Source organism: Mesorhizobium sp. WSM4904 (assembly GCF_029674545.1).
Classification (GTDB): domain Bacteria; phylum Pseudomonadota; class Alphaproteobacteria; order Rhizobiales; family Rhizobiaceae; genus Mesorhizobium.
On the sequence record NZ_CP121354.1, the window covers coordinates 5,990,999 to 6,013,530 of the forward strand.

Below are 22,532 nucleotides of genomic sequence, written 5' to 3' on the forward strand. Positions count from 1 at the left end.
TCCGGCCGATGCTAGGTTGCCTGGCACGCCGGACGATTGCTCATGAAGACGGTTTTTCATCATGCTGCCTTGCCCTTGATTGCCACCCTTGCGGCGATGCCCGCTCCGGCGCTTGCCGGCGACAGGTCGGCATTCGAGCTCACGCTCGACATCGACCAGGATGGCAGGATGGACCGTGCGGCGGTGATGCAGGACGATGGCGGTCCCGCCGACCTCTACATCTATCTGGCGATGGCCGAGGAAAAGCTCGATCCCCCGCGAAAACCCGATTTCATGCGGAAGGCGCTGACCGAGGACCGAATTCTCGATCTCGAAAGCAAAGGCAGGGGTTCGCTGGCAATCACTTCCTGCTTCGGTTGCGGTGCCAGCAAATCGACGGAAGACACGTTGACCGTCGTCTATCGCAAGGGAAAGTTCCTGGTCGGCGGCTACAGCCGCAACTGGGACTGGAACATCCAGAAATCGGACGGAACCGTCGAGACGACGATCGGTGATTGCGACGTCAACTACCTCACCGGCAAGGCTACGGCTTCCAGGGATCTGGAAGACGGCAAGCCTGTCAAGGGCAGGTTCAAGCCGGTGCCGTTGAAGGACTGGTCCTACGGGCAGCGCCCCAAGATCTGCAGCTTCTGATCCAATGAATTTCAGCGGCTGAGCAGCCCCTTGGCCGCGTCCTCATCGGTGATCAGCACCGAGACCGCCGCATTGGCGAGCGCAGCGCGCATGACGGCGATCTTCTCCTGTCCGCCCGACACCAGGATGGTGGTCGGAATGTCGGAAAGGTCCTGCAGCGGATAGGCGCAGACGCGGCGATTGACCTCATGGTCGACGATGCGGCCCTCGGCGTCGATGAAGTGGCAGAGGATGTCGCCAACCGCGCCAGCCGCCTGCAATTCCTCGAGCTCGCTCGGCTTGATGAAGCCGTAATTGGCGATCGGGCTGTCGCTGGAGAAGGAACCGACGCTGAGCACGGCGATGTTGGCGCGCCGCGCCCGGAAGACGACGTCCTGGACGCTGCGCTGGCTCATGAAGGCATCGCGCTGCTCCGGCCTGTCGGCATAGACCGGCACCGGCAAAAGGTAGCATTCGGCGCCGATCTTTTCGGCGAATTCCCAGGCGCTCTCGGTCGGGTTGAGGGGCTGCGCGTGTGTGAGGCCGCCGAGCATCGAGACCACCGTGGTCCTGGCGATCGGTCGCCTGGGCAGTTCGTTGATGGCGAATTTCAGAGTGCGGCCCCAGCCCAGCGCAATGACGTCGCCGGGATTGACGTTGTCGGCCAGATAGGCGGCGGCGGCGTGGCCGATCATCAGTGGCGCATTGCTGCGATCGGCGGCCGACGGCACGACCACGGCCTGGCTGAGACCGAAGCGCTGCTTCAGGCTTTCCTCCAGTTGCACACATTCGACGACGCTGTCGCGGATGCGGAACTGGACCACGCCTTCCTCGCGCGCGGCCGACAGGATGCGATGCACCTTGATGCGACCGATGCCGAGAATCTCCGAGATCCGCTCCTGCGTCAGGCCCTCGACATAATAATGCCAGGCGGCGCGGGCCTTGAGCTCGGCATCCGGAAAGCGCGAAGCCTTCTCGTTCTCGATCACCGCCATCCTTATGCCTCCCGGGTGCGCTCGACTTTCCCTATGACAAACCGTCGGTCCGCGCAAACCGCCGCCGAATGCGTCGCAGCACTTGACAATTTTCTGATGAACGTTTTAGCTGAACAAAATTGCATATCAAAGATAAATTGTTCACAAGGGAGGATGCCTGGTGAACAAGAGCGGACGGCGAGGCACGCCAGCCCGCTGACGGAGGAGACGAAGTGGCCGTGAGCAACGAGACGAGCGAGTTGAAGGCTGGCACCGGCGCCGCGCAGGCCGCTTCCGGTGCGAAGCTTTCGGCGCTGTTTGCCGGAACGATGGGACCGCTGATCGGGCTGGTGCTTTTGTGCCTGGCGCTGGCGCTGACCACCGACACCTTCCTCACCTTTCGCAACATCTTGAACGTGCTCGACCAGGTGACCGTGCTCGGCATCATGGCGATCGGCATGACGCTGGTGATCCTGATCGGCGGCATCGACCTTTCGGTCGGCTCGGTGCTGGCGCTGGCCTCCATGGTGATGGGCTACGTCGCCTACCCCGACTATCTCAATCTCGGCGTCCCGGTAGGCATCGCGGCCGCGCTCGTCGTCGCCGCCCTCTGCGGTCTCGTCTCGGGCCTGCTGGTGACGGTGACGAAACTGCCGCCCTTCATCGCGACGCTCGCCATGATGTCGGTGGCGCGCGGCCTTGCCAACATGATCACCGACGGTTCGCAGATCGTCGGCTTTCCCGACTGGTTCACCAACCTGTCGATCGTGCGCCATTTCGGTTTCCTGTCGGTCACCGTCGGGCTGATGATCGTGCTGGCGATCATCTTCGCCATCTTCCTCAACTATCGCGCCACCGGCCGCAACCTCTACGCCATCGGCGGCAGCGCCGAGGTCGCCCGCCTCTCCGGCATCCCGGTGAAGTCGCTCACCAACTGGGTCTATGCGATCTGCGGACTGCTGGCGGGGCTCGCCGGCATCGTGCTCGCGGCCAGGCTCGATTCGGTGCAGCCAAGCTCGGGCGTCGGCTACGAGCTCGACACGATCGCCGCGGTGGTGATCGGCGGCGCCAGCCTGTCAGGCGGCATCGGCTCTATCGGCGGCACGGCGATCGGCGTGCTGATCATCGGCGTGCTGCGCAACGGGCTCAACCTGCTCGGCGTCTCGCCCTTCATCCAGCAGGTGGTGATCGGCGTTGTGATCGCGCTGGCGGTCGCCACCGATACCTGGCGGCGCCGCAGGCAATAGGGATTCGCCCGGATGTCCGGGCGAAACGGATCGGTCGATCCGAGACTGGGACTGTCCGGCCGGGGGCGCCGCGATGCGCAGGCGGACAGATTGAACACCAACGGAGGAAAAACATGCTGACCAAACGTTCACTGCTGCTTGCGGCCGCGGCCATCGTCCCGCTGCTCGGCCTGTCCGACGCCGCCTCGGCCAAGGACGCCAAGAAGCTCGGGCTGGCCGTCGCCAATCTGCAGGCGGACTTCTTCAACCAGATCAAGCAGTCGGTCGAAGCCTACGCCAAGGAGAAGGGCATCGAGGTCATCACCGTCGACGCCAAGGGCGACTCGGCAACGCAGGTCAGCCAGGTGCAGGACCTCGTCACGCAGAACATCGACGCGCTGATCTACATCCCGGCCGGCGCCACCGCAGCCACCGTGCCGACCAAGACCGCGAAGGCCGCCGGCATCCCGGTGGTCAATGTCGACCGCAACGCCGACGGCGCGCCCGGCGACACCTTCATCGCCACCGACAGCGTCAACTCCGCCAAGGGCGTGTGCGACTACATCGCCAAGCAGGCCGGCGGCAAGGGCGAGATGGTCATCATCCATGGCCAGAAGGGCACGACGCCGGAAGTCGACCGCTCCAAGGGCTGCGGCGAAGCGCTGAAGGCCTATCCGGACATCAAGGTGGTCGGCGAGCTCTGGAGCGACCAATGGCATCAGGACGAAGGCTTCAAGCTGGCGCAGGACCTGCTGCAGGCCCACCCGAACGTCTCGATCATCTTCGGCCAGGCCGATGCGTTGGCGTTGGGCGCCGCGCAGGCGGTGAAGGTCGCCAATCCGGACCACAAGGTCTGGATCGCCGGCTTCGACGGCGATGTGGCGGCATTGAAGGCGCTGAAGGATGGCGTGTTCGACGTAACCGCGACGCAGCAGACCCAGGGCATGGGCCGGCTCGCCGTCGATTCGGCGGTCAAGCTCGTGGCCGGCGACAAGCTGCCCGCCGACCAGCTGCAGGACGCGACGCTGACCACCAAGGACAATGTCGCACAGTTCATCGAGAAGCATCCCTGAGGGCTAGCTAGCCGAGACCTGAAGAGCGCCACGATGTCCCTTGATCCCCACAATGGCGGAAGCCCGCATAACGGGCTCTTCGTCAACGGACTCTGCAAAAGCTACGGACCGGTGCAGGTCCTGGCCGATGCGAGCTTCGAGGTGCGGCCGGGCGAAGTCGTGGCGCTGCTCGGCGAGAACGGCGCCGGCAAGTCGACGGTGTCCAACATCATCGCCGGCTCGACCAGGCCCGATGCCGGTACCATCATCTGGCGGGGGAAGCCCTATTCCCCCGCCAATCCCGCCGCTGCCATCGAGGCCGGGGTCGGCATGATCCATCAGGAACTGAAGCTGCTGCCGGACCTGTCGGTGGCGGAGAACGTCTATGTCGGGCGCCTGCCGATGCGCGGCGGCCGCATCGACCGCGCGACCATGAACGCCAAGGCCTCGACGCAGTTGAAGCGCCTCGGCCTCGACGTCTCGCCCGAGCGCAAGGTGCGCACGCTGCGCGTCGCCGCCCAACAGCAGGTCGAGATCGCCAAGGCGCTGACGCTGAACGCGGAGCTTTTGATCCTCGACGAGCCGACCGCGGCCCTCGGCGGCGAGGAGACGGAGCTGCTGTTCAAGCAGATCCGCAAGCTCAAGGCCGAAGGCATGTCCTTCATCTATATCAGCCACCGCCTCGACGAGATCGCGCAGATCGCCGACCGCGTGGTGGTGATGCGCGACGGCCGCATCGTCGCCCGGCACGAGCGCGCCGATATCCCGGTGCGCACCGTGGTGGAACAGATGGTCGGGCGCAGCGTCGAGCGCATGTTCCCGAAGCTCTCGCCACCCGGCGACAAGACATTGCTCGAGGTCGAGAACCTGTCGTCGCCGGAGCGCAGCTTCAACAACGTTTCCTTCGCGGTGAAATCAGGCGAGATTCTCGGCATTGCCGGGCTCATCGGCGCCGGCCGCACGGAGCTGGTGCGGGCGATCGCCGGCGCCGATCCGATCTCGTCCGGCTCGGTGCGCGTCGCCGGCCAGCCGATCCATCTCAGCGGCCCGGCGGCCGCGATCAAGGCCGGCGTCGTACTGGTGCCGGAGGACCGCAAGGCGCAAGGCGTCGTGCTGGAACAGACGATCGGCGAGAACCTCGCTATCGGCAATTTCGACCATGTCGCGCCGAAGGGCTGGGTGTTTCCGAAGGCGGTGCAGAGGTTCGCCGAGGCCGGTATCTCCAGGCTTGGCGTCAAGGGACGGCCGAACCAGGCAGTCGGCAAGCTTTCGGGTGGCAACCAGCAGAAGGTGATCATCGCCAAATGGGTGTCGCGGCCGCCCAAGGTGTTCATCCTCGACGAGCCGACGCGCGGCATCGACGTCGGCGCGCGCGCGGCGATCTACGACGTCATCGCCGACCTCGCCCGCTCTGGCATGGCGGTGGTGGTGGTGAGCTCGGACCTCGAGGAAGTGCTGGGACTCTCGCACCGCGTGCTTGTGCTGAGCCGCGGCCGCCAGCGCGGCATCCTCGATCGCGACGAAGCAAGCAATGTCGCCGTCATGGAGCTCGCCACGAGCTGAGGCACGAGAAAAAGCAACCCGCGGAATCGGAACAAAGCGCATCAGGTGATACCCTCCCAAGCACCGGACCGCGCGGGGCGCCAACAAAGAGTTGGCGCCCTTTGTTCCGGGAGAGCAGGGAGGAGAGGAACCAATGACCAAACTTTTCGATCTTCATGGCGACGTGGCGCTGGTGACCGGCGCCGGCAGCGGCATCGGCCAGGCGATCGCCATCGGGCTCGCGGAAGCCGGCGCCGACGTCGCCTGTTTCGGCCATAGCTCGAAGGGCGGACTGGAAGAGACGGCCGCCAAAATCAGGGCGCTCGGCCGCAAGGCGCTGGTGCTGACCGGCACGGTGACGTCCGAAAACGACCTGTCGGCCGCGATCGACCGCATGGAAAAGGAACTCGGCGCGCTGACGATCGCCGTCAACAATGCCGGCGTCGCGGGGGCCGACCCCGCCGAGACGCTGCCGATGGAAAAATGGCAGAAGATCTACGACGTCAATGTCAGCGGCGTCTTTCTCTCGTGCCAGGCCGAGGCGCGCGCCATGCTGCCGCGCCGCAAGGGCTCGATCATCAACATCGCCTCGATGTCCGGCTCGATCGTCAACCGCGGCCTGACGCAGGCGCATTACAATTCCTCCAAGGCAGCCGTGATCCACATGTCGAAGAGCCTCGCCATGGAGTGGGCCGATCGCGGTCTGCGCGTCAACGTGGTGAGTCCGGGCTACACGCTGACGCCGATGAACAAGCGGCCGGAGGTCGCCGAGCAGGTCAAGATCTTCGAGCGCGACACGCCGATGGGCCGCATGGCGACGCCCGAGGAGATGATCGGACCGACGGTGTTCCTGGCGAGCCGCGCCGCAAGTTTCGTCACCGGCATCGACCTGATCGTCGATGGCGGCTTCGTCTGCTGGTAGGAGAGAAAATGCAGAAGCGTTTTGAAGGAAAGACGGCGGTCGTCACGGGGGCCAGCGGCGGCATCGGCGCGGCCATGGCGAGACGCTTCGCGGCGGAAGGCGCGGCGGTCGTGGTCAGCGCCATCGATGCGCGCGTCGACGAGGTCGCGGCGGGCCTGAAGGCGTCGGGCGCCAAGGTCGCCTCGATGCGCATGGACGTGACTAAGAAGGACGAGGTGGCGGCACTCTACGATCTCGCCGAAAAGGAGTTCGGCCGCGTCGACATCTCGGTGCAGAACGCCGGCGTCATCACGATCGCGAAAATCGAGGCGATGACGGAGGCCGAGTGGGACAAGGTGATGGCGGTGAACACCAAAGGCGTGTTCCTGTGCTGCCAGGAAGCGATCGCGCGCATGCGCAAGCACGGCCAAGGCGGCCGGCTGATCAACACGGCGTCCGGCCAGGCGCGGCAGGGTTTCATCTACACGCCGCATTACGCCGCCTCGAAGTTCGGCGTCGTCGGCATCACCCAGAGCCTCGCCAAGGAAGTGGCCAAGGAAAAGATCACCGTCAACGCCATCTGCCCCGGCATCATCGACACCGACATGTGGGCCTATAACGATACCGCCTGGGGCAAGCTTCTCGGCGACTACAAGCCGGGCGAGTTGATGGCGGAATGGGTGAAGAACATCCCGATGGGCCGCGCCGGCAGCGGTGAGGATGTCTCGGGCCTGGTCAGCTTCCTCGCCAGCGACGACGCGGCCTATATCACCGGACAGACGATCAATGTCGACGGCGGCCTGATCATGTCGTGAGGGGCCACGGCCTATCTCGGTTGGCGGCAAACTCTTATGGGCGGCCGCCGACGGTGCCAATACGCTGCCTGACATTAATGGGCTTGCATCGCATCGAATTCGCTGAAAGATATCCTCTCCATTCCCTTCGTCGCTCGCACATAAGTGTGCGGACTCCTCTTGCCGATCGCACATGCATGTGCGATCTTTGTCTTGGGGAAAAGGGGGGAGGAATGAAACGCGATGCCTTTATCCGTGAGCTTCGCGCCCTTGCCAAGCAACAGGGCAAAGCCTTTGAAGTTTTCACCAACAAGGGGAAGGGATCGCATTATCGCGTGAAGTTCGGGGACAAGATCACGACGATCCAATCCGGCGAACTGACAAATTTGAGAGTACGGACCATTCGGAAGCAGCTGGAGATCGACTGATCGCTTGACCTTTAGTGTCCCAAGAAAACAAGCAATAGCGATAAAAACACACAAGGAATTTGGAGAACTCTCGTGACCAAGACCTATCAGTATCAGGCGAGATTCGAGCCTGACCCCGAAGGCGGGTTTCTGGTTACCTTTCCAGATGTGCCCGAAGCAATTACCGGCGGCGCTGACGAAGCAGAGGCGCGCGCCAACGCGACCGAGGCGCTCGGCCTTGCGCTGCGCGGCATCCTGCAGCTCGGGCGGACGCTTCCTCAACCAGCTGCGAAAGGGCGCGGCCTGGTGCCTGTCGCCATCGATCCCGAGACGGCCTTCAAGCTGGCGGTAGTAGAGGCCTTCGCCACTGCCGGCATTTCCAAGTCGGAACTCGCTCGGCGCCTCGGCAGGGGCGAGACGGAGGCGCGTCGTATCCTCGACCCGGACCACTCGACGGGCTTGCCGCTGATGAAAGCGGCGCTCGCCGTGCTCGGCAAGCAAGCTGTCGTGTCGATCATGGACGCGGCTTGACGTCCGCACAATGACCGCGCCGGCCGATTTTCGTTGCCGGACCCGTGACGTAAGAATGGCTTGCAGCCACGATTGCGCTCCTGTATCGCCAGCGAATATGTTCACCTAGAGTGAAATAAATCCGCATTTTTGGCTGGGGGGCGACATGGCGAAGAAGAATTCCAACACCAAGCCTGCCGGCCTGACTGGCAAAGGGAAGTCTCTTCCCAAAAACGTCTCGGCCGACGGGCGCACGGTCCGCGCGCAGCTCACGCAGAACCCGCATGCGATCCGCGACACGCGCGAGAAAGTGCTGGAGGTGGCGATCGGACATGAGGTGCGCGCCTTCCGCAAGAAGCTCGGCATCACGGTCGCCGATCTCGCGGCCGCCACTGACATCTCGCTCGGCATGCTGTCGAAGATCGAGAACGGCATCACCTCGCCATCGCTGACCACGCTGCAAGCGCTGTCGCGGGCGCTCGGCGTGCCGGTCACCGCCTTCTTCCGCCGCTTCGAGGAGGAACGCGCCGCCGTCTTCATCAAGGCCGGCGAAGGTGTCGACGTCGAGCGCCGCGGCACGCGCGCCGGTCACCAGTACAATCTGCTCGGCCATATCGGCGCAAACACCAGCGGCGTCGTCGTCGAACCCTATCTGATCACGCTGACCGAGGATTCGGACGTGTTCCCGACCTTCCAGCATGCGGGCATGGAGTTCCTCTACATGCTCGAGGGCGAGGTCGTGTACCGGCATGGCAGCCACCTCTATCCGATGAAGCCGGGCGACAGCCTGTTCTTCGACGCCGACGCGCCGCATGGGCCGGAAGAACTGACACAGCTACCGATGCGCTATCTCTCGATCATCTGCTATCCGCAGAACAGCACGAGCTGACCTGCCGGCAAGCCAGGCACCGGCTGCCACGTCGATCCGCATCTTGCCGCCCGCCATGGCGATGCATCTGTGTCGGCTTTTGCCGGCCGGTGCCAGCGCGCCGCCAGCTTGTGGTAATTTCCTGCAGGCAAACAGTTTTTATCCACAGGCAAAGCGGCGGACCGGCACCAAACGGTTCACTGAACGTAAAACCGGCTTGACAACGTCGCGGTTCGGGCGGAATTTATGAAAAAAATTTCACTCTGTTGAAAGAGTGGACACCCGGCCGCTTCGGGGCCGGGCGTCGAGAAAGGGGAAAAACCGATGTCCGACCTGCAGCAGCGCATCGAAGCGCTGTACCGTTCCGACGTGCGCGGATCCGTGCTCCTGATCGTCTGCCTATGGGCGACGATCCTCTTCGTCCTCCTGATGACCTGGGCCTACATCCCAGACAGCGGGATCAAGCTGGTGGTGGTGATCGCGGCCGCCGCGGTGCTGATCTTCAACACCGCCGCCATCCTGGCGATGCTCAACCACTACAAGGAAGACAAGGATTTCATCTACGGCCTCGACATCAAGAACGCCGACGCGTTCCGCAACCGCCAGTCCTGAAGGGAGAAACCATGTCCCGCTATATCCCGCCGGAGCAGAACAAGGCCGGTCAGATCTTCGACATCGCCGTCGTCGTGGTCGCCATCTTCGTGGCGCTGTGGCTGCCGCTGAAACTCGGCCTCGCCGGCGCGGCCAAGTCGATCGATGCGCTCGACACCAAGACCTGGGACGCGCTCGGCCAGAACGCGACCATGGCCGCGGTCTGGGAAAAGCTCGGCTACACGCCGGAGACGGCGCATGACGTCATCCGCAACCATTTCCACTACATCATCGACTGGCCGACGCTGATCATCATGGCGATCGTGCTGATCGCCTATTTCGTCTTCCTGTTCCGCGCCTCCGATCGCGAATATCGCGAGGTGATCAACGAAAAATTCGACGACATGTAATTCGGGGACACGATCATGTGGATGACAGTCTCTTACGCATGCTGGGGCATCTCGATCCTGCTCGCGCTGTGGATGCTCTACGACTGGTTCAAGGTCGACACGACCTATTCCGAGGATGTGCTGACCTCCTCGCGCGAAGGCGAGCTTGAAGCCGTCTCCGAGAAGCACCGGATCTGAGTGGAGCCTCACCAATGACAGTCGCGGTTGAAACGAGAGAAACGGTAATCCACGGCGACCGGGTCTCGCTGCTTCGCGTGCTCGGCCCCGCCCATGTCTGGGCGCTCGGCGTCGGCATCGTGCTTGTCGGCGAGTTCACCGGCTGGAACTTCGCCGCCGACAAGGGCGGCGCGCTGGCCGCGCTGATCGTCTGCTGGATCGTCGGCCTGCTCTACACGTCGGTCGCCATGATAGACTCCGAGGTGACCTCCACCGTCGCCGCCGCCGGCGGCCAGTACGCGCAGGCCAAGCACATCGTCGGGCCGCTGATGGCCTTCAACGTCGCGCTGTTCCTGGTCTTCGCCTACACCATGCTCGAAGTGTCGGACGCCATCCTGCTCGGCGATACCATCGTCGCCAAGGCGGGCGTCGAGGGACTGACGCACAATTCCTTCATCGCCGCGACCATCGTGGTGTTGGCATGGCTCAACTATCGCGGCGTGCTGATGACGCTCAACGTCAACTTCATCATCACCGCGATCGCCTATATCTCGATCGTCGTCCTGTTCTTCTCGGTGAGCCCGTGGACGCAAGGTGCGGTGCTGAAGCTCAACGAGCTGGTCACGCCCGGCAACGCGCTGCCCTATGGCTGGATCGGCGTGATCGCCGCCTTCCAGTTCGGCATCTGGTATTATCTCGGCATCGAAGGCACCACGCAGGCGGCCGAGGAAGTGCGCTCGCCGGCGCGCTCCCTGCCCTACGGCACGATGGCCGGCATGATCACGCTTCTGATCGCCGCGGCCATGACCTGGTATGTCTGCGCCTCGCTGATGCCGTGGGAATATCTCGGCATCACCTACTATCCGCTGTGGGACGCCGGCAAGCTGACAGGCAGCCCACTGCTCGAGAACCTGCTGTTCATCGCGACGCTGCTTGCGGCACTTGCTTCCGCCAATGGCTGCATCAACGACGCGGCGCGCGCCTGGTTCTCGCTCGGCCGCGACCGCTATCTGCCGAGCTGGTTCTCGGCCGTGCATCCGAAATACCGCACGCCCTACCGCTCGATCCTGTTCCTGCTGCCGATCGCGCTGGCCTTCGCCTTCATCGCCGACCTCAACCAGGCGATCACCTTCTCGATCCTGTCGGGCGTGCTGCAGTACACCTTCATGAGCATCAACATCATGATGTTCCGCAAGAAGTGGCCGCTAGGCTCGATCCGCCGCGGCTACACGCATCCCTTCCATCCGCTGCCGGCGATCGTCTTGTTCTGCCTGTGCGTGGTGACCTTCTTCGCCATCTTCCTCGGCTTCGGCTCGCAGCTTATCGCGATGACCATCTTCTATTTCCTGATCTCGCTGTGGTTCCACTTCTACCGCTACAAGTTCGTGCGCCGCGGCGACCAGTTCACCATGCCGTGGCCGAGGCCGCAGGGCTATTGAACGGAAAAAAACCCGCCGCCCCGGCGGCGGGTTTTTGGCGTGTCGAGATGTCCGAGTTGATGTCAGTCTTGCTTACCGGAGCGATCGCGCTTGCCGTCGTCCTCCACCTCGTCTGGCTTGCGCGCGCCAGCCGCAACAAGGCCTGGGCCGCGCTCGCCGCCGACGCGGCCGCCGTCCGCGCGGTCATCCCCGATGCCATCGACGTCTCCGACGGCACGGCCGGCGTCGCCACCTGGGCCGGTTCCTGGAACGGCGAACGCGCGCAGGTGCGCACCATCGTCGACACGCTCGCCGCCCGAAAGCTTCCGACGCGCTGGCTGAGCGTGACGATCACCGAACCGGTCGCGGTGCCGGGCGTTTTCGACATGATGATGCGGCCGGGATCGCCGACGACCTTCTCCAATTTCGATCATCTCGAGCACACGCTGCCGAAGGTAACAGCGTTCCCCGCCGAAGCAGTGCTCAGGACCGATCGCCGCGGCGTCGCTTTCCCGCAGGACTTGATCGCCGCGCATTCCGGGATCTTCGCCGAAAGCCGCGCCAAGGAACTGCTGATCACGCCGAAGGGCGTGCGCATCGTCTGGCTGCTGGCGCAGGCCGACCGGGCGCGTTACGGCGTGTTCCGCCAAGCCGCATTCGGCGACGCGAGGCTCGATCCGGCATTGCTCGAAGAACTGCTTGCGACCGCATCCTCGCTTCGCCATGCGATCAACAAGCGCGAAAGGCAGGCCGCATGACCGACGCCACCAATCCCGCCACCCGGCCTTCGAATCCCTATCTGGTGCTGGCCTCGGCGATCGTCCTGCCGGGTAGCGGGCATGTCATGCTCGGCTTGCCGGCGCGCGGCCTGCAGTTCCTGTTCTTCATGGTGATCCTCGGCTGGGTCACGACCAAGGTGGCGCCTGCCGACGCCAGCTTCATCGGCCGCCATGCCGGCGGCTTCCTCATCTATGCGCTGTCGATCCTCGATGCCTACAGGATTGCGCGCATCCGCCACGCGATATGGGCCCACAGGAGCCATCCGGACGGCAACGGCACCACAAGCGGCGCGAAAGCGGATATATAATCAGAGGAAAATTTCTTTCATACCATTGAATTCCCCCATATCATTCGGTACATCATCAGGGGAGCCATAAACGTCGGAGGCTGACATGTGCGGAATCGTCGGACTTTTCCTGAAGGACAAGACGCTGGAACCGAAGCTCGGCGCGATGCTGTCGGAGATGCTGATCTCGCTCAGCGACCGCGGTCCGGACAGCGCCGGCATCGCCATCTATGGCGCGGCAACCGGCAACGAGGCCAAGATCACCGTGCAGTCGCCGAAGGCCGATCGCGATTTCCGCGGTCTCGACGCCGAGCTCGCCAAGGCGATCGGCGCGCCGGTGAGCGTCGCGGTGAAGTCGACGCATGCGGTGATCAGGACCACGCCGGACAAGGTCGACGCGGCGCGCGAAGCGCTGCAGTCGCTTAGGCCAGACATCCGCATCATGGGTGCCGGCGAAGCGGTCGAGATCTACAAGGAAGTCGGCCTGCCGGAAGCCGTCGTCGATCGCTTCGACGTGCGCTCGATGACCGGCACGCACGGCATCGGCCATACCCGGATGGCGACGGAGTCGGCGGTCACGACGATGGGCGCGCATCCCTTCTCGACCGGCGCCGACCAGTGCCTGGTGCACAACGGCTCGCTGTCCAACCACAACAATGTCCGGCGCGAGCTGGTGCGCGAGGGCATGACGTTCGAGACCGAGAACGACACCGAGGTGGCGGCCGCCTATCTGTCCAACCGGATGGCGCATGGCAAGAATCTCGGCGAGGCGCTGGAGGGCACGCTTTTTGACCTCGATGGTTTCTTCACTTTCGTGGTCGGCACCAAGAACGGCTTCGGCGTGGTTCGCGATCCGATCGCCTGCAAGCCAGCCGTGATGGCCGAGACCGACCAGTATGTCGCCTTCGGCTCGGAATATCGCGCGCTCACCAAGCTGCCCGGCATAGACAATGCGAGGGTCTGGGAACCGGAGCCCGCAACCGTCTATTTCTGGGAGCATTGAGTTCATGCCTGCAACACCCATGCCGAAGGCGCAGCGCGAGCAAGGCCATGCGAGAGTCTTCGACCTCGGCCAACAGTCGTTGCGCGAGCTGAACCAGGCTCTTCACAATCTCGCCCCCGGCTCGAACGAGACCGCCTGGGAAGTGCTCAATCCAAAAGGCAGCCATTCCGTCGCCGTCGGGGTCGACCAGCCGGTCAGCATCGATGTGCGCGGCAGCGTCGGCTACTATTGCGCCGGCATGAATGATGGTGCCGCCATCACCGTGCATGGCTCGGCCGGGCCAGGCGTCGGCGAGAACATGATGTCGGGCTCGATCGTGGTCAAAGGCGACGCCAGCCAATATGCCGGCGCCACCGGCCGCGGCGGGCTACTGGTCATCGAAGGTAATGCTTCGTCGCGTTGCGGCATCTCGATGAAGGGCATCGACATCGTCGTGCACGGCAATATCGGCCACATGTCGGCCTTCATGGCGCAGTCCGGCAATCTGGTGGTGCTGGGCGATGCCGGCGATGCCTTGGGCGACTCCATCTACGAGGCGCGGCTCTTCGTGCGCGGCAAGGTCGAGAGCCTTGGCGCCGACTGCATCGCCAAGGAGATGCGGCCCGAGCATATCGAACTCTTGCAGGGCCTGCTCGACCGCGCGGGCATCACCGGCGTGAAGCCATCGGAATTCAAGCGCTACGGCTCGGCGCGCAAGCTTTACAATTTCAACATCGACAACGCCGACGCGTATTGAGGACAGAAATGGCCTATCACAATCCTCCCACGACGCCGCGCAGATCCGCGACCTTCGACGACTACACGCTTTCCGAAATCCGCCGCGCGGCCGCCACCGGCATCTATGACATCCGCGGCGGCGGCGCCAAGCGCAAGGTTCCGCATTTCGACGACCTTCTGTTCCTCGGCGCTTCGATCTCGCGCTATCCGCTCGAAGGCTATCGCGAGCGTTGCGACACCAACGTGGTGCTCGGGTCGCGCCACGCCAAGAAGCCGATCGAGCTCAAGATTCCGATCACAATCGCCGGCATGAGTTTCGGCTCGCTCTCCGGTCCGGCCAAGGAAGCCTTAGGACGCGGTGCGACGCTTTCCGGCACCTCGACCACCACCGGCGACGGCGGCATGACCGAGGAAGAGCGCGGCCATTCGAAGACGCTGGTCTATCAGTACCTGCCGTCGCGCTACGGCATGAACCCGCGCGATCTGCGCCGCGCCGACGCGATCGAAGTCGTCGTCGGTCAAGGCGCCAAGCCAGGCGGCGGCGGCATGCTGCTCGGCCAGAAGATTTCCGATCGCGTCGCCGAGATGCGCACCCTGCCCAAAGGCATCGACCAGCGCTCGGCCTCGCGCCATCCCGACTGGACCGGGCCGGACGATCTCGAGATCAAGATCCTCGAGCTACGCGAGATCACCGACTGGGAAAAGCCGATCTACGTCAAGGTCGGCGGCGCCCGCCCCTATTACGACACAGCGCTTGCGGTGAAGGCCGGCGCCGACGTGGTGGTGGTCGACGGCATGCAGGGCGGCACAGCTGCAACCCAGGAAGTCTTCATCGAGAATGTCGGCCAGCCGACGCTCGCCTGCATCAGGCCAGCGGTGCAGGCGCTGCAGGACCTCGGCATGCACCGCAAAGTGCAGTTGATCGTCTCGGGCGGCATCCGCAACGGCGCCGATGTCGCCAAGGCGCTGGCGCTTGGCGTCGATGCCGTCTCCATCGGCACGGCGGCACTCGTCGCGCTCGGCGACAACGATCCGCGCTGGGAGGCGGATTACAACGCGCTCGGCACCACCGCCGGCGCCTATGACGACTGGCACGAAGGCAAGGACCCGGCGGGCATCACCACACAGGACCCCGAGCTGATGAAGCGGGTCGACCCGATCGCCGCGGGGCGTCGGCTCGCGAATTATTTGAAGGTCATGACACTCGAAGCGCAGACGATCGCGCGCGCGTGCGGCAAGAACAGCCTGCACAATCTCGAACCGGAGGACCTCGTCTCGCTCACCATCGAAGCGGCCGCCATGGCGGGCGTGCCGCTTGCCGGCACCAACTGGATACCAGGAAAGAACGGCTTCTGATCAATGAAGGGCCGAAACCCATATGCCGTGGGCCATGGCCGACAAAAATGGGGAACTGGTGTGACTAAAGATCTTGCAGAATTCGCGAGGGCGAAAAACGTCAAATATTTCATGATCTCCTACACCGACCTGTTCGGCGGGCAGCGTGCCAAGCTGGTGCCGGCACAGGCGATCGCCGACATGCAGAAGGACGGCGCGGGATTCGCCGGCTTCGCCACGTGGCTCGATCTCACGCCGGCGCATCCCGACATGCTGGCGGTGCCGGATCCGGATTCGGTCATCCAGTTGCCGTGGAAGCCCGACGTCGCCTGGGTGGCGGCCACCTGCGTGATGGACGACAAGCTTGTCGATCAAGCGCCGCGCAACACGCTGAAGCGGGTGATCGAAGAGGCCGCTCGCGACGGCATGCATGTCAAGACCGGCGTCGAGGCCGAGTTCTTCCTGATCTCGCCGGACGGCAGCGCCATTTCCGACCAGTACGACACGGCATCCAAGCCTTGCTACGACCAGCAGGCGGTGATGCGCCGCTACGATGTCATCGCCGAGATCTGCGACCATATGTTGGCGCTGGGCTGGGGCCCGTATCAGAACGACCATGAGGACGCCAACGGCCAGTTCGAGATGAACTGGAACTTCGACCATGCGCTGGCGACCGCCGACAAGCACTCCTTCTTCAAGTTCATGGTCAAGTCGATCGCCGAAAAGCACGGCCTGCGCGCGACCTTCATGCCAAAGCCTTTCCAGGGCCTGACCGGCAATGGCTGCCACGCCCATATCTCGGTATGGGACAAGGCCGGCACGACCAATGTCTTCGCCGATAATTCGGCGGAACTCGGCCTGTCCGCCAAAGGCAGGAACTTCCTCGGCGGCATCATGAAGCACGCCTCGGCGCTTGCCGCGATCACCAACCCGACGGTCAATTCCTACAAGCGCATCAACGCGCCGCGCACTATTTCGGGTGCGACCTGGGCGCCGAACACCGTGACCTGGACCGGCAACAACCGCACCCACATGGTGCGCGTGCCGGGACCGGGACGCTTCGAGCTGCGCCTGCCCGACGGCGCGGCCAACCCCTACCTGCTGCAGGCGGTGATCATCGCGGCCGGTCTCGACGGCATCCGTTCGAAAGCCGATCCCGGCGAGCGCTACGACATCGACATGTACCAGTTCGGCCATACCGTGAAGGGCGCGCCGAAACTGCCGCTCAACCTGCTCGACGCGCTGCGCGAGTTCGACAATGATGAATCGCTGAAGACGGCGCTGGGTGAGGAATTTTCGTCGGCATATCTAAAGCTGAAGCAGCAGGAATGGAATTCCTATGCTTCGCACTTCACGCAGTGGGAGCGCGACCACACGCTGGACATCTAGAGCATCGGACCCTGATGAATCCGACGCGTACGGCAGGTTCCGGCTTGGGGCGAGCGGCCTCGGAATGATTTTATGAAATACTCGATCTTCTCGCTCGCCCGCGCCGCTCTCTCCGGCCACAGGAACTGGAAGCCAACATGGCGGGACGCGCCGCCCAAGGATCGCTACGACGTGGTGATCATCGGCGGCGGCGGCCACGGGCTGGCGACGGCCTGGTTCCTCGCCAGCGAGTTCGGCATCCGCAATGTCGCAGTGCTGGAGAAGGGCTGGATCGGTTCCGGCAATGCCGGCCGCAACACCACCATCATCCGCTCCAATTACGGCCTGCCCGGCAACACCGGCTTCTACGAATTGTCGATGAAGCTGTGGGAGCGGATGGAGCAGGACCTGAACTACAACGCGATGGTCAGCCAGCGCGGGGTGATCAACCTCTATCATTCCGACGCGCAGCGCGATGCCTTCGCCCGGCGCGGCAACACCATGCGCATCAACGGCATCGACGCGGAACTGCTCGACCAGGCGGCGCTCAAGAAGATGATGCCGTTCCTCAACTTCGACAATGCGCGCTTCCCCGTTCAGGGCGGCCTGCTGCAGCGGCGCGGCGGCACGGCGCGGCATGACGCCGTGGTGTGGGGCTACGCGCATGCGGCTAGCGAGCTCGGCGTCGACATCATCCAGAACTGCGAGGTCACCGGCTTCGTGCGCGACGCCAGCGGCAAGGTGACCGGCGTCGAGACCTCGCGCGGCCGCATCGGCGCCGGCAAGGTCGGCATGGCAGTGGCCGGCTCCTCGTCGCGCATCGCGGCGATGGCGGGACTGCGGCTGCCGATCGAAAGCCATGTGCTGCAGGCCTTCGTCTCCGAAGCGATCAAGCCGCTCTTGCCCAACGTCATGACCTTCGGCGCCGGACATTTCTATGTCAGCCAGTCCGATAAGGGCGGGCTGGTCTTCGGCGGCGACATCGACGGCTACAATTCCTACGCCCAGCGCGGCAATCTGCCGGTCATGGAGGATGTCTGCGAAGGCGGCATGGCGCTGATCCCAATGATCGGCCGCGTGCGGCTGCTGCGCCAGTGGGGCGGCATCATGGACATGTCGATGGACGGCTCGCCGATCATCGACAAGAGCCCGGTCGACGGCCTCTACATCAATGCCGGCTGGTGCTATGGCGGCTTCAAGGCGACGCCGGGCTCAGGCCTCGTCTTTGCCCATCTGATCGCCCGCGATCAATCGCACAAGGAAGCGGCGCTGTTCCGCCTCGACCGCTTCCAGCGCGGCGCCATGATCGACGAGAAGGGCCAAGGCGCCCAACCGAACCTCCATTAGGGAGAGCATGATGTTATCCAAAAACCGCTTCACACTTTTTGGCATCATGCTCTGAAGACCCAGCCATGCGCATAGTCTGTCCCTTCTGCGGCGAACGCGAACTCGGCGAGTTCACCTATCTCGGCGACGCCAAGCCGCAACGTCCCTCCGCGGACGCCGGCGAGGACGCCGTCTACGACTACGTCTACCTGCGCGACAACATCGCCGGAGTGATGAGCGAGCACTGGTACCATGGCGGCGGCTGCCGGGCCTGGCTGAAGGTCACCCGCAACACGCTGACGCACGAGATTTCTTTGGTTGAGGCGGCCGCGGGTGCCGGGGCGAGGCAGGTTGCGAAATGAGTTTTCCTGTCGAAGTCAGCGCCGCCCCTCACCTGCCTGCCGGCATCCTCTCCCCGTACAGTGACGGGGAGAGGGGCGCTGTCACCGACGGTTTCGCCAATCACCGGCGTCGCAAGAAGAGAGCCGACTTCGCGGCCAGCCACCTTCTCCCCGTCTCTATACGGGGAGAAGGTGCCGGCAGGCGGATGAGGGGCAGCGCCGCCCTTCGCTATGAGATCGAATCGACGAGAGGCCGGCCGTCGTGACCTCTCAACCCAATCGCCTCTCGGCAGCCGGCCTCATCGACCGCTCGGACGAGCTCAGCTTCCGCTTCGACGGCAAGACTTTTTCGGGCTTCAGAGGCGACACGCTCGCCTCCGCGCTGGTCGCCAACGGCGTCAAGCTCGTCGGGCGCTCGTTCAAATACCACCGGCCGCGCGGCATCCTGACGGCGGGCTCGGAAGAACCGAACGCGCTGGTCGAATTGCGCAGCGGCGCCAGGCGCGAGCCGAACACCAAGGCGACGACCGCAGAGCTTTATGACGGCCTCGAAGCCGCCAGCCAGAACCGCTGGCCGTCGCTCAGCTTCGACATCATGTCGGTCAACCAGCTCTTCGCGCCGATCTTCGTCGCAGGCTTCTACTACAAGACCTTCATGTGGCCGGCGAAGTTCTGGGAAGCGATCTATGAGCCGGCGATCCGCCGTGCCGCCGGCCTCGGGCGCGCGGCGGGTGTCCCCGATCCCGATCACTATGACAAGGCCTGGGCGCATTGCGACGTGGTGATCGCCGGCTCCGGCCCGGCTGGGCTGGCTGCGGCTTTGGCTGCCGGCCGCAGTGGCGCGCGCGTCATCCTGTGCGAGGAGGATTTTGTCCTCGGCGGACGGCTGCTTGCCGATGGCGGCACGATCGACGGGCTGCCGGCAGCCGAATGGATCGCGCGCACGGTTGCCGAGCTCGCGGCCATGCCCGATGTGCGCGTCATGACGCGCACGACGCTGTTCGGCGTCTATGACGGCGGCACCTATGGCGCGATCGAACGCGTCAACGACCATCTTCCTGTACCGCCGGAGCATCAGGTGCGGCAGCGGCTGTGGCGGATCGTCGCCAAGCGCTGCGTCGTCGCGGCCGGCGCGCTCGAACGTCCCATCGTCTTTGCCGGCAACGACACGCCGGGCGTGATGATGGCGTCCGCCATGCGCAGCTACATCAACCGCTATGCCGCGAAACCGGCACGGCGTATCGCACTCTTCACCAACAATGAGGATGGCTGGCGCACGATCGAAACAGCGATCGCCGCCGGGCTGCAGGTCGCGGCAGTGATCGACGCGCGAGCCGAGGCTTCGCCTGTGCATCGCTCGCTCGCCTCCAAGGGCGGCTTCCCGGTTCTGAACGGCTCCGTCAGCGGCGTCGATGGCGGCAAGGACGGCGTGCGCAAGATTTCGGTTTCGCTTGCCGGTGGGACGCGCGCCGAGGTCGAAGCCGATGGGCTTGCGATCTCCGGCGGCTGGAACCCGGCGGTCGGCCTCACCTCCTTTCATCGCGGCCGGCCGAAATGGCGCGACGACATCGCCGCCTTCGTGCCGGATGGCGCCCCGCCCGGCATGGTGGCCGCAGGCGCCGCCAATGGAGCCTTCGGGCTTGGGGCATGTTTGCGCGAAGGGTTCGAGGCGGGTGCTGCCGCGGCGCGCGATACGGGGAACAGCGGAAATGTCGGCTCGATGCCGGCTGCCGACGACGAGGCCTTTTCGCTCACGCCGCTCTGGCATGTCGCCGGCAAAGGCAAGGCCTTTGTCGACCAGCAGCACGACGTCACCGCTTCCGACGTCGAGCTGGCGCAGCGCGAAGGTTTCGAGTCGGTCGAGCATCTGAAGCGCTACACCACGCTCGGCATGGCGACCGACCAGGGCAAGACCTCCAACGTCGCCGGCCTCGCCATCATGGCGGCGGTCACCGGCAAGTCCATCCCCGAGACGGGCACCACGATCTACCGGCCGCCCTACGTACCTGTCGCCATCGGCGCCTTCGCCGGCCATCACCGCGACGAGAATTTCCATGCGACGCGGCTGACGCCGTCGCACCATTGGGCGGCCGAACAGGGCGCCGTCTTCGTCGACACCGGCCTGTGGAAGCGCGCGCAATGGTACCCGCGCGCCGGCGAGAAGGACTGGCTGGAATCGGTGACCCGCGAGGTCAAGGCGGTGCGAAGCGGCGTCGGCTTCTGCGATGTCTCGACGCTCGGCAAGATCGACGTGCACGGCCCAGATGCCGGCGCCTTCCTCGACCGCGTCTACATCAACGCCTTCTCCAGCCTCGCCGTCGGCAAGGCGCGTTACGGGCTGATGCTGCGCGAGGACGGCATCGTCTATGACGACGGCACGACCTCGCGGCTGGCGGAGGACCATTATTTCCTCACTACCACGACGGCCAAGGCCGGGCCGGTGATGCAGCATCTTGAATTCTGCCGCCAGGTGCTGTTCCCCGAACTCGATGTGCAGCTGACCTCTGTCTCCGATCAGTGGGCGCAGTTCTCGATCGCCGGACCGAAGACACGGGACCTTTTGAGGGAAATCGTCGATCCGGCCGAGGACTTGTCGAACGAGGGTTTCCCGTTCATGGGCGCGCGCGAGGTCAAGCTGCGCGGAGGCATCAAGGCCAGGCTGTTCCGCATCTCCTTCTCCGGCGAGATGGCGTTCGAGATTTCGGTGCCGGCGCGCTACGGCGAAGCGCTGGCGCGCAACGTGATGATCGCCGGCAAGCCTTTCGGCGTGACGCCTTACGGCACGGAGGCGCTTGGCGTGATGCGCATCGAGAAAGGTCACGTCGCCGGGCCTGAGCTCAACGGCACGACCACCGCAGCCGATCTCGGCCTCGGCAAGATGATGTCGACCAAGAAGGATTTCGTCGGCCGCGTCATGGCCGGCCGCGAGGCGTTGGTTTCGCCGAACCGGCAGGTGGTCGTCGGCATCAAGCCGACCGACAAGGCGCGTCGCCTGCGCTCCGGCGCGCATATCATTCCGAAGGGCGAGACGCCCGGCCCCGACAACGACCAGGGCTATATCACCTCGGTCTGCTTCTCGCCGGTGCTCGACCAGTGGATCGGGCTGGGGTTGGTCGAGCGCGGCCGCGAGCGCATCGGCGAGATCGTGCGGGCGCATGATCCGCTGCGCGGCGAGGAGTACGATGTCGAGCTCTGCAATTCCGTCTTCTACGATCCGGATGGGGGGCGCCAGCGTGGCTGAGTTTTCCTGGGATGTCCGCAGCCCGCTGGACCGCGCGCTCGTCGTGGGGCCGTATGGCGCGCAGGGCGAAGCCGGCGTGTCGCTGACCGAAATCCGCAATTTCGGCCTGATCCAAGTGATGGCGCGGCGCGGCAAGGCGGCCGAGACGGGCAAGGCCGCAAAAGCCCGCTTCGGCGTCACCGCGCCGGAAACACCGAGTGCAGTCAGCACGGCCGACGCCACGCTGATCTGGTCGGGGCCGGACCAATTCCTCGTGCTGTCGAGAGACGGCAGTCACACGATGGAGACGCTTGCCCCGGCGTTTGCCGGTTCGGCCTCGCTTTCGGACCAGTCGCATGCGCGGGCGCTGATCAGCGTTTCCGGCGCCGAGGCTCGCACGATGCTGGCCAAGCTGTCGTCGATCGACCTGCATCCCGATGTGTTTCCCATCGGCGGGGCTGCCGCGACCTCGATGGACCATACCAGCGTCACTCTGTGGCGCGGCAAGGATCGGGCTGACGGCCAGGCCGTCTTCGACCTGCTGGTGTTCGCGACTTTCGCCGAGACCTTGTGGCACACCATGCTCGACGCGGCCGCCGAATACGGCGTGGCGATCGCGCATTCCGAAGACCTCGGCTGACAGCCGATCTCCTCGCTACCCCAAAAGCGCATCATCCGCCACCGGCTTTCGCCGA

24 protein-coding genes are annotated in these 22,532 nt (G+C 64.5%); 23 read left to right on the plus strand and 1 reads right to left on the minus strand.

Annotated elements, in window-relative coordinates:
• Nucleotides 1–42: 42 nt before the first annotated feature.
• Nucleotides 43–633 carry a hypothetical protein gene (locus tag QAZ47_RS29120; RefSeq protein WP_278231675.1) on the plus strand — a complete coding sequence of 197 codons (591 nt, stop codon included), beginning with the start codon at nt 43–45 and terminating at the stop codon, nt 631–633.
• Nucleotides 634–644: 11 nt separating this feature from the next.
• Here the strand turns inward: QAZ47_RS29120 and QAZ47_RS29125 are convergent, their stop codons facing one another.
• Entirely contained in the window at nt 645–1,607 is a 963-nt protein-coding gene (locus tag QAZ47_RS29125) for a sugar-binding transcriptional regulator (RefSeq protein WP_278204383.1), read from the minus strand.
• 308 nt (nt 1,608–1,915) lie between these two features.
• Here QAZ47_RS29125 and QAZ47_RS29130 point away from each other — a divergent pair, with 308 nt between their 5' ends.
• The 22 genes from QAZ47_RS29130 to QAZ47_RS29235 all read left to right on the plus strand — a co-directional run bounded on the left by QAZ47_RS29130 (nt 1,916) and on the right by QAZ47_RS29235 (nt 22,477).
• Nucleotides 1,916–2,833 (plus strand): ABC transporter permease, encoded by a 918-nt coding sequence (locus QAZ47_RS29130; protein WP_278233907.1) that lies wholly within the window; start codon nt 1,916–1,918, stop codon nt 2,831–2,833.
• A 113-nt stretch (nt 2,834–2,946) separates the two neighbouring features.
• The gene (locus QAZ47_RS29135) at nt 2,947–3,885 is read left to right on the plus strand and encodes a sugar ABC transporter substrate-binding protein (protein ID WP_278204384.1); all 939 of its coding nucleotides are present in this window, start codon (nt 2,947–2,949) and stop codon (nt 3,883–3,885) included.
• 33 nt (nt 3,886–3,918) lie between these two features.
• The gene (locus QAZ47_RS29140) at nt 3,919–5,427 is read left to right on the plus strand and encodes a sugar ABC transporter ATP-binding protein (protein ID WP_278204385.1); all 1,509 of its coding nucleotides are present in this window, start codon (nt 3,919–3,921) and stop codon (nt 5,425–5,427) included.
• Between the two features lie 133 nt (nt 5,428–5,560).
• Nucleotides 5,561–6,328, plus strand: coding sequence for an SDR family oxidoreductase (locus tag QAZ47_RS29145; protein WP_278231676.1), 768 nt, complete (start codon nt 5,561–5,563; stop codon nt 6,326–6,328).
• A gap of 8 nt (nt 6,329–6,336) precedes the next feature.
• Nucleotides 6,337–7,122 carry a glucose 1-dehydrogenase gene (locus tag QAZ47_RS29150; protein ID WP_278231677.1) on the plus strand — a complete coding sequence of 262 codons (786 nt, stop codon included), beginning with the start codon at nt 6,337–6,339 and terminating at the stop codon, nt 7,120–7,122.
• A 212-nt stretch (nt 7,123–7,334) separates the two neighbouring features.
• On the plus strand, nt 7,335–7,529 hold the full coding sequence (locus tag QAZ47_RS29155) for a hypothetical protein (RefSeq protein ID WP_278204388.1): 195 nt from the start codon (nt 7,335–7,337) through the stop codon (nt 7,527–7,529).
• A gap of 72 nt (nt 7,530–7,601) precedes the next feature.
• Nucleotides 7,602–8,039 carry a type II toxin-antitoxin system HicB family antitoxin gene (locus QAZ47_RS29160; RefSeq protein WP_278204389.1) on the plus strand — a complete coding sequence of 146 codons (438 nt, stop codon included), beginning with the start codon at nt 7,602–7,604 and terminating at the stop codon, nt 8,037–8,039.
• A 145-nt stretch (nt 8,040–8,184) separates the two neighbouring features.
• Nucleotides 8,185–8,907, plus strand: a complete 723-nt coding sequence (locus QAZ47_RS29165) for an XRE family transcriptional regulator (RefSeq protein ID WP_278231678.1) — start codon at nt 8,185–8,187, stop codon at nt 8,905–8,907.
• A gap of 303 nt (nt 8,908–9,210) precedes the next feature.
• Nucleotides 9,211–9,498: a hypothetical protein gene (locus QAZ47_RS29170; RefSeq protein WP_278073420.1), complete on the plus strand. Its 288-nt coding sequence runs from the start codon at nt 9,211–9,213 to the stop codon at nt 9,496–9,498.
• Between the two features lie 11 nt (nt 9,499–9,509).
• On the plus strand, nt 9,510–9,887 hold the full coding sequence (locus QAZ47_RS29175) for a hypothetical protein (protein ID WP_278204391.1): 378 nt from the start codon (nt 9,510–9,512) through the stop codon (nt 9,885–9,887).
• A gap of 15 nt (nt 9,888–9,902) precedes the next feature.
• Nucleotides 9,903–10,064 carry a hypothetical protein gene (locus QAZ47_RS29180; protein WP_278204392.1) on the plus strand — a complete coding sequence of 54 codons (162 nt, stop codon included), beginning with the start codon at nt 9,903–9,905 and terminating at the stop codon, nt 10,062–10,064.
• 14 nt (nt 10,065–10,078) lie between these two features.
• Complete coding sequence (locus QAZ47_RS29185) at nt 10,079–11,482, plus strand: amino acid permease (protein WP_278204393.1); 1,404 nt, start codon at nt 10,079–10,081, stop codon at nt 11,480–11,482.
• 47 nt (nt 11,483–11,529) lie between these two features.
• Nucleotides 11,530–12,219 carry a hypothetical protein gene (locus tag QAZ47_RS29190; RefSeq protein ID WP_278204394.1) on the plus strand — a complete coding sequence of 230 codons (690 nt, stop codon included), beginning with the start codon at nt 11,530–11,532 and terminating at the stop codon, nt 12,217–12,219.
• Nucleotides 12,216–12,548 carry a hypothetical protein gene (locus tag QAZ47_RS29195; RefSeq protein WP_278231679.1) on the plus strand — a complete coding sequence of 111 codons (333 nt, stop codon included), beginning with the start codon at nt 12,216–12,218 and terminating at the stop codon, nt 12,546–12,548. Before QAZ47_RS29190 ends, QAZ47_RS29195 begins: the two co-directional genes overlap by 4 nt.
• Before the next feature lie 85 nt (nt 12,549–12,633).
• Nucleotides 12,634–13,530, plus strand: coding sequence for a glutamine amidotransferase family protein (locus QAZ47_RS29200; RefSeq protein ID WP_278204396.1), 897 nt, complete (start codon nt 12,634–12,636; stop codon nt 13,528–13,530).
• 19 nt (nt 13,531–13,549) lie between these two features.
• Nucleotides 13,550–14,266 carry a GXGXG domain-containing protein gene (locus QAZ47_RS29205; protein WP_278207979.1) on the plus strand — a complete coding sequence of 239 codons (717 nt, stop codon included), beginning with the start codon at nt 13,550–13,552 and terminating at the stop codon, nt 14,264–14,266.
• A gap of 8 nt (nt 14,267–14,274) precedes the next feature.
• The gene (locus QAZ47_RS29210) at nt 14,275–15,603 is read left to right on the plus strand and encodes an FMN-binding glutamate synthase family protein (RefSeq protein ID WP_278073426.1); all 1,329 of its coding nucleotides are present in this window, start codon (nt 14,275–14,277) and stop codon (nt 15,601–15,603) included.
• Nucleotides 15,604–15,663: 60 nt separating this feature from the next.
• Entirely contained in the window at nt 15,664–16,971 is a 1,308-nt protein-coding gene (gene glnT, locus QAZ47_RS29215) for a type III glutamate--ammonia ligase (protein ID WP_278204397.1), read from the plus strand.
• A gap of 72 nt (nt 16,972–17,043) precedes the next feature.
• A complete protein-coding gene (locus QAZ47_RS29220) occupies nt 17,044–18,297 on the plus strand; it encodes a sarcosine oxidase subunit beta family protein (RefSeq protein ID WP_278204398.1) in 1,254 nt (417 codons plus the stop codon).
• A gap of 65 nt (nt 18,298–18,362) precedes the next feature.
• Nucleotides 18,363–18,638: a sarcosine oxidase subunit delta gene (locus QAZ47_RS29225; RefSeq protein ID WP_278204399.1), complete on the plus strand. Its 276-nt coding sequence runs from the start codon at nt 18,363–18,365 to the stop codon at nt 18,636–18,638.
• Nucleotides 18,639–18,879: 241 nt separating this feature from the next.
• Nucleotides 18,880–21,858 (plus strand): sarcosine oxidase subunit alpha, encoded by a 2,979-nt coding sequence (locus QAZ47_RS29230; RefSeq protein ID WP_278204400.1) that lies wholly within the window; start codon nt 18,880–18,882, stop codon nt 21,856–21,858.
• Nucleotides 21,851–22,477: a sarcosine oxidase subunit gamma family protein gene (locus QAZ47_RS29235; RefSeq protein WP_278231680.1), complete on the plus strand. Its 627-nt coding sequence runs from the start codon at nt 21,851–21,853 to the stop codon at nt 22,475–22,477. Before QAZ47_RS29230 ends, QAZ47_RS29235 begins: the two co-directional genes overlap by 8 nt.
• Nucleotides 22,478–22,532 lie beyond the last annotated feature (55 nt).

Coding starts and splice junctions, on each gene's coding strand:
- QAZ47_RS29135 (WP_278204384.1), top strand. CDS start 2,947: ATGCTGACCAAACGTTCACTGCTGCTTGCGGCCGCGGCCATCGTCCCG.
- QAZ47_RS29150 (WP_278231677.1), top strand. CDS start 6,337: ATGCAGAAGCGTTTTGAAGGAAAGACGGCGGTCGTCACGGGGGCCAGC.
- QAZ47_RS29185 (WP_278204393.1), top strand. CDS start 10,079: ATGACAGTCGCGGTTGAAACGAGAGAAACGGTAATCCACGGCGACCGG.
- QAZ47_RS29200 (WP_278204396.1), top strand. CDS start 12,634: ATGTGCGGAATCGTCGGACTTTTCCTGAAGGACAAGACGCTGGAACCG.
- QAZ47_RS29170 (WP_278073420.1), top strand. CDS start 9,211: ATGTCCGACCTGCAGCAGCGCATCGAAGCGCTGTACCGTTCCGACGTG.
- QAZ47_RS29130 (WP_278233907.1), top strand. CDS start 1,916: ATGGGACCGCTGATCGGGCTGGTGCTTTTGTGCCTGGCGCTGGCGCTG.
- QAZ47_RS29225 (WP_278204399.1), top strand. CDS start 18,363: ATGCGCATAGTCTGTCCCTTCTGCGGCGAACGCGAACTCGGCGAGTTC.
- QAZ47_RS29175 (WP_278204391.1), top strand. CDS start 9,510: ATGTCCCGCTATATCCCGCCGGAGCAGAACAAGGCCGGTCAGATCTTC.
- QAZ47_RS29195 (WP_278231679.1), top strand. CDS start 12,216: ATGACCGACGCCACCAATCCCGCCACCCGGCCTTCGAATCCCTATCTG.
- QAZ47_RS29220 (WP_278204398.1), top strand. CDS start 17,044: ATGAAATACTCGATCTTCTCGCTCGCCCGCGCCGCTCTCTCCGGCCAC.
- QAZ47_RS29120 (WP_278231675.1), top strand. CDS start 43: ATGAAGACGGTTTTTCATCATGCTGCCTTGCCCTTGATTGCCACCCTT.
- QAZ47_RS29125 (WP_278204383.1), bottom strand. CDS start 1,607: ATGGCGGTGATCGAGAACGAGAAGGCTTCGCGCTTTCCGGATGCCGAG.
- QAZ47_RS29210 (WP_278073426.1), top strand. CDS start 14,275: ATGGCCTATCACAATCCTCCCACGACGCCGCGCAGATCCGCGACCTTC.
- QAZ47_RS29180 (WP_278204392.1), top strand. CDS start 9,903: ATGTGGATGACAGTCTCTTACGCATGCTGGGGCATCTCGATCCTGCTC.
- QAZ47_RS29165 (WP_278231678.1), top strand. CDS start 8,185: ATGGCGAAGAAGAATTCCAACACCAAGCCTGCCGGCCTGACTGGCAAA.
- QAZ47_RS29140 (WP_278204385.1), top strand. CDS start 3,919: ATGTCCCTTGATCCCCACAATGGCGGAAGCCCGCATAACGGGCTCTTC.
- QAZ47_RS29205 (WP_278207979.1), top strand. CDS start 13,550: ATGCCGAAGGCGCAGCGCGAGCAAGGCCATGCGAGAGTCTTCGACCTC.
- QAZ47_RS29145 (WP_278231676.1), top strand. CDS start 5,561: ATGACCAAACTTTTCGATCTTCATGGCGACGTGGCGCTGGTGACCGGC.
- QAZ47_RS29155 (WP_278204388.1), top strand. CDS start 7,335: ATGAAACGCGATGCCTTTATCCGTGAGCTTCGCGCCCTTGCCAAGCAA.
- QAZ47_RS29190 (WP_278204394.1), top strand. CDS start 11,530: ATGTCCGAGTTGATGTCAGTCTTGCTTACCGGAGCGATCGCGCTTGCC.